This is a genomic window from Amycolatopsis ruanii (assembly GCF_003385175.1).
Taxonomy (GTDB): Bacteria; Actinomycetota; Actinomycetes; order Mycobacteriales; family Pseudonocardiaceae; genus Amycolatopsis_E; species Amycolatopsis_E thermalba.
Genome location: NZ_PQHY01000145.1, coordinates 1 through 4,634, shown reverse-complemented (window position 1 = coordinate 4,634; position 4,634 = coordinate 1). Strand labels below are relative to the sequence as shown.

Here is a 4,634-nt window from a genome sequence, read left to right as displayed (position 1 = left end):
GTGGAGGGAGTTGTGCGCGGCCGGGCCGCTGAGGGTGGTGAGCGCGTGACGGCCCAGACGGCCCGGCCCGGCCGCGCACAACTCCCTCCACTGTGGACCGAACTTGCGGCGCATCAGGGCGTTGTCGGCGTTGCCGCGCTGGGCGCGCAGGCTGGCGAAGAACCCGCCGCGGCGCGCCGGGTGCAACGTCCGGCGCGTGCCGCGCTCCAGCCGCCACCCGGCCTGCCGCACGCGCAGCGCGAGGTCGGCGTCCTCGCGGAAGGCCCGCGGGAACCGCTCGTCGAACCCGCCGACGGCGGCGAGGACCGCGCGCCGGTAGGCCATGTCCGCGGTGATCCACTCCGCGGTGGCGAGCCCGGCCGTGTCGCGTTCCTCGTCGGTGGGCCGGCGGCCGCCGGTCGGGCCGGGCACGATGATCCGGCCCTGCGAGGCCGCCACGTCGGAGGCCAGCGACTCCAGGTCGGTCACCAGGCGGGACGGCCAGTCGGCGGTCGGGCGCACGTCGTCGTCGAGGAAGGCGATCCACTCGGTGTCCGCCGCGCGCCAGCCCACGTTGCGCGCCGCGGCCGGGCCCCGGCCGCCCGAGCGCAGCACGCGCACCTTCAGGGTCGTGTCGGGCAGCGGCAGCTCGCCCGGTTCGGGGCGGTCGTCGACGAGGACGACCTCGGCCGGGGCCGGCCCGATCCCGTGGTCCAGCGCGGACAGCAGGGCCCGGAGGCTGTCCCGGCCGGTCGTCGGGACAACCACGGTGTAGGCGGTCATGCCGGCCTCCGCACCACGAACGGGCCGATCGCCAGCAGGTCGACCGGGCTCGATCCGAAGCACTCCAGCGCGTCACGCGGCGAGTCGACCATCGGGCGGCCCGCGGTGTTCAGGCTCGTGTTGACCACGACGGGAATCCCGGTGCGGGCGGCGAATTCGCCGAGCATGCGCGCGACCAGCGGCTCGGTGGCCGGGTCCACCGTCTGGATCCGCGCCGTGCCGTCCACGTGCGTCACGGCCGGGATGCGGTCCCTCCACTCCGGACGGACGTCGTGCACGAACAGCATGTAGGGACTGGGCACCGGGCCGCGTTCGAACAGCTCCCGCGCGCGGTCGGCGAGCACCATCGGCGCGACGGGGCGGAACTGCTCGCGGCCCTTGACGTCGTTGAGGCGTTCCAGGTTGCGCTGGTGGCCGGGGTGCGGGTGCAGCGAGCGGTGGCCCAGCGCGCGCGGGCCGAACTCGGCGCGGCCCTGGAACCACGCCACGACCTCGTCGTCGGCGAGCGCCTGCGCCACGGTGGCCGCGAGGTCGTCCGGCCGTTCGTAGGGCAGCCGGGCGACGTCGAGCGCGTGCTGGATCTCGGCGTCGGTGAACCCGCGGCCGAGGTCGGCGCCCGGCATCGGCGCGGCGGGTTCGCCCAGTTCCGCGGCCAGGTGCAGGGCGGCGCCGAGCGCGGTGCCCGCGTCCCCGGCGGCCGGTTGCACCCAGATGTCGTCGAACGGGCCCTCGGCGAGCAGCCGGGTGTTGGCCACGCAGTTGAGGGCGATGCCGCCGGCCATCGTCAGGTTCCGTTGCCCGGTCTGCAGGTGCAGCCACCGGGCGAGGTCGAGCAGGACCTCCTCGATCCGCTGCTGCATGCTCGCGGCGAGGTCGGCGTGCGCGGGCCGGAAGTCCGCGCCGGGCTCGCGGCGGGGCGCGAACCGGGACAGATCCACCGGCGCGGCGCGGAAACCGCCGTCACCGAGCGCGGCGATCTCCGCGCGCAGCGCGTCGGCGAACCGCGGTTTCCCGTACGAGGCCAGGGCCATCACCTTGTACTCGTCGCTGGAGCGCGCGAACCCGAGGTGCTCGGTGAGGTCCTCGTAGCGCAGCCCGAGCGAGTGCGGGAGCCGCTGCGCGGCCAGCTCGACCAGCTTGCCGTCGCGGTACTCCCCGGCCAGGTAGGAGGTCGCCTCACCGCGCCCGTCCGCGACCAGCACGGCGGCGTCACCGAACGGAGCGGCCAGGCCACTGGACGCGGCGTGCGCGACGTGGTGGCGGACGAACCGCACCTTGCCCGGGTTCAGGCCGGGCAGTGCCGTCTTCAGGAAGTTCGGGGCGCGCCGCGCGAACGTGGTGCGCAGCTCCTCCCAGCCCGGGTCGACGCCGTCGAGGTCGTGGTCGACCAGATCGGGGTCGTAGGAATAGCCCACCGCGTCCAGGTCGCGGGGTTCGATCCCGGCCTGCGCCAGGCACCAGCGGGCCGCCTGCTCGGGGAGTTCCCAGGTGGAGAAGGGAACCGGGCGTTTGCCGTGTTTGCGGCGGCTGAACCGCTCTTCCTCGGCGGCGGCGACCACCCGGCCGTCCACCACGAGGGCGGCGGCCGGATCGTGGAACACCGCGTTGATCCCGAGGACCCGCAAGCTCGTTACCTCCACATCCCGTCACTACTGCTACTTAGCGCTACCCCTGCTACTCCGCGTCTAAACGAGACTGAGGTGGGCGGCGAACCACTCCAGGGTCCGGCGCAGGCCCTCGTGCAGCTCCACGCGCGGCTGCCAGCCCAGTTCCCGTTGCGCGACGGCGATGTCCGGGCACCGTCGTTGCGGATCGTCCACCGGGGCGGGGATGCTGCGCACCGGCACGGTCGTGCCGGCCAGCCGCTGGATCTCCCCCACCAGGTGGCGGATCTGGAGTTCGTGCGGGTTGCCGAGGTTGACCGGGCCCGGGAAATCGCTGTCCGCCAGTGCCAGCAGGCCGTCCACGGTGTCGTCCACATAGCACAGGGAACGGGTCTGGGTGCCCGCACCGGCGACGGTGACCGGTTCGCCGGTGAGGATCTGCTTGATGAACGTGGGGATCGCCCGCCCGTCGCCGGGGCGCATGCGCGGGCCGTAGGTGTTGAAGATGCGCGCGATGCCGGTGTTCACGCCGCGGGTGCGGCGGTAGGCGGCGGTGAGCGCTTCGGCGTAGCGTTTCGCCTCGTCGTAGACGCTGCGCGGGCCGACCGGGTTGACGTTGCCCCAGTAGCTTTCGCGCTGCGGGTGCTCGCGCGGGTCGCCGTAGACCTCGCTGGTGGAGGCGAGCACGAACCGGGCGCCGGTGACCTCGGCGAGGTCGAGGGCGTGGTTGGTGCCCGCGGCGCCGGTCTGCAGCGTTTCCACCGGCAGGCGGTCGTAGTCGCGGGGCGAGGCGGGGCTGGCCAGGTGCATCACCAGGTCGACCGGGCCGCCGACGACCAGCCCGCGGGAGACGTCGGCCTCCACGAAGTGGAAGTCCTTCCCGGTGAGGTGCGCGATGTTGCCGGTGGTGCCGGTGCACAGGTTGTCCACGCAGGTGACGCGCATGCCGCGGGCGAGCAGGCGGTCGCACAGGTGGGAGCCGACGAAACCCGCTCCGCCCGTGACCACCGCATGCCCGCGCATGCGCTTCTCCTACCCGGCGGAGTCACTTCAAAACGCTACGGAGGTACTTCTCCTACGCCAGGGCTAACAGCGCCAGCGCGGCGGCGGCCCCGCAGACACCGAGAGTCTGCTTCCGGCTGAGGCGTTCACCCAGGAAGAGCAGTGCGAGCACCACGGGGATGGCCGGGTAGAGGGCGGCCAGGACGGTCGCGACGGCCAGCAGCTGCTGGTGGGTGGCGACCCAGTAGAGCACGATCGCGACGCTGCCCAGGGCGCCCGCGGCGGCGGCCGGCCAGGCGAGGCGGGGACGCAGCGTGAGCGGGGTCCGCGTGGTGAGCACGAGCGGCAGGATGGCGGCCACGGAGGCGGCGCGGCTGACCACGATCGGCCACAGCCCGGCGTCCAGGGGCACGGGTTTCATGGCGAGGAACTGGACGGCGAAGCCCGCTCCGGCGATGAGCGCGTAGCGGATGCCGGGGCCGGTGGGCCGCCCGCCGCCGGAGACGAGCCAGATGGCGGGCAGGGCGAGCACGATGCCGGCGATCGCCGCGGGCGAGGGCCGTTCCCCGAGGAAGGCGAGCCCGGCGACGACGGGCAGCACGACGGCCCCGACGTCGCTGACGGGCACCACGACGCTCAACGCGTCCCGGCTCATGGCGCGGTAGAGGAACGCGACGCCGATGCCGGTGCCGACGCCGGACAGCGCGCCCCACAGGAGCCCCGTGAGGCCGGGCGGGGACCAGACGACCGCGACGACGAGCGTGACGAGGGTGCCACCGAGCTGCGCGTACAGCGAAACGGTGAGGCCGGGCGCCCGGCGAGCGATCACCCCGTTGACGAAGTGCGTGACGCCGAAGCACCCAGCGGAGGCGAGCGCCAGAAGCTCACCGGTCATCGGCGGCCTCCCGCACCCGGCGAAGTGGCCACCACCGTCGCACGCGGCCGCGCCGCAGCGGCACGCGGGCGCGGGCCGTCCACGGACGCGCCCCGGCCGCCACTGATGCGCACCGGCCGCCGCGCGGCACCGGCATGCGGCCCCCGGCCGCCGCCGCTCGCACCCCGGCCACCTCGCCGCGGCGCGGCGCGCCACCGGCACCCGAAGTCACCCCTCATTCCCCCGCCTCCCGCGCCCGGCAGGCCGCGCCCACCGGGCCAGCGGAACCGAGGCCACCCGCCCCGACCCAGCACCGCTGGGTCGGGGCGGGTGGCCTCGGTTCCGCTGGCCCGGTGGGCGCGGCCTGCCGGGCGCGGGAGGCGGGGGAATGA

Annotated in this window: 4 protein-coding genes; all 4 read right to left on the bottom strand. The window is 74.6% G+C overall.

The features are described 5' to 3' along the window. Positions 1-762: glycosyltransferase family 2 protein (locus D0D28_RS35035; RefSeq protein WP_116115490.1), on the bottom strand; the 762-nt coding region annotated here is incomplete at its 3' end. After that, the gene (locus tag D0D28_RS35030) at positions 759-2,387 is read right to left on the bottom strand and encodes a carbamoyltransferase family protein (RefSeq protein WP_116115488.1); all 1,629 of its coding nucleotides are present in this window, start codon (positions 2,385-2,387) and stop codon (positions 759-761) included. The genes D0D28_RS35035 and D0D28_RS35030, both read right to left, overlap by 4 nt. A gap of 60 nt (positions 2,388-2,447) precedes the next feature. Next, positions 2,448-3,389: an NAD-dependent epimerase/dehydratase family protein gene (locus D0D28_RS35025; protein WP_116115486.1), complete on the bottom strand. Its 942-nt coding sequence runs from the start codon at positions 3,387-3,389 to the stop codon at positions 2,448-2,450. A 52-nt stretch (positions 3,390-3,441) separates the two neighbouring features. After that, positions 3,442-4,263: a DMT family transporter gene (locus tag D0D28_RS35020; protein WP_116115484.1), complete on the bottom strand. Its 822-nt coding sequence runs from the start codon at positions 4,261-4,263 to the stop codon at positions 3,442-3,444. Between the last annotated feature and the right edge of the window lie 371 nt (positions 4,264-4,634).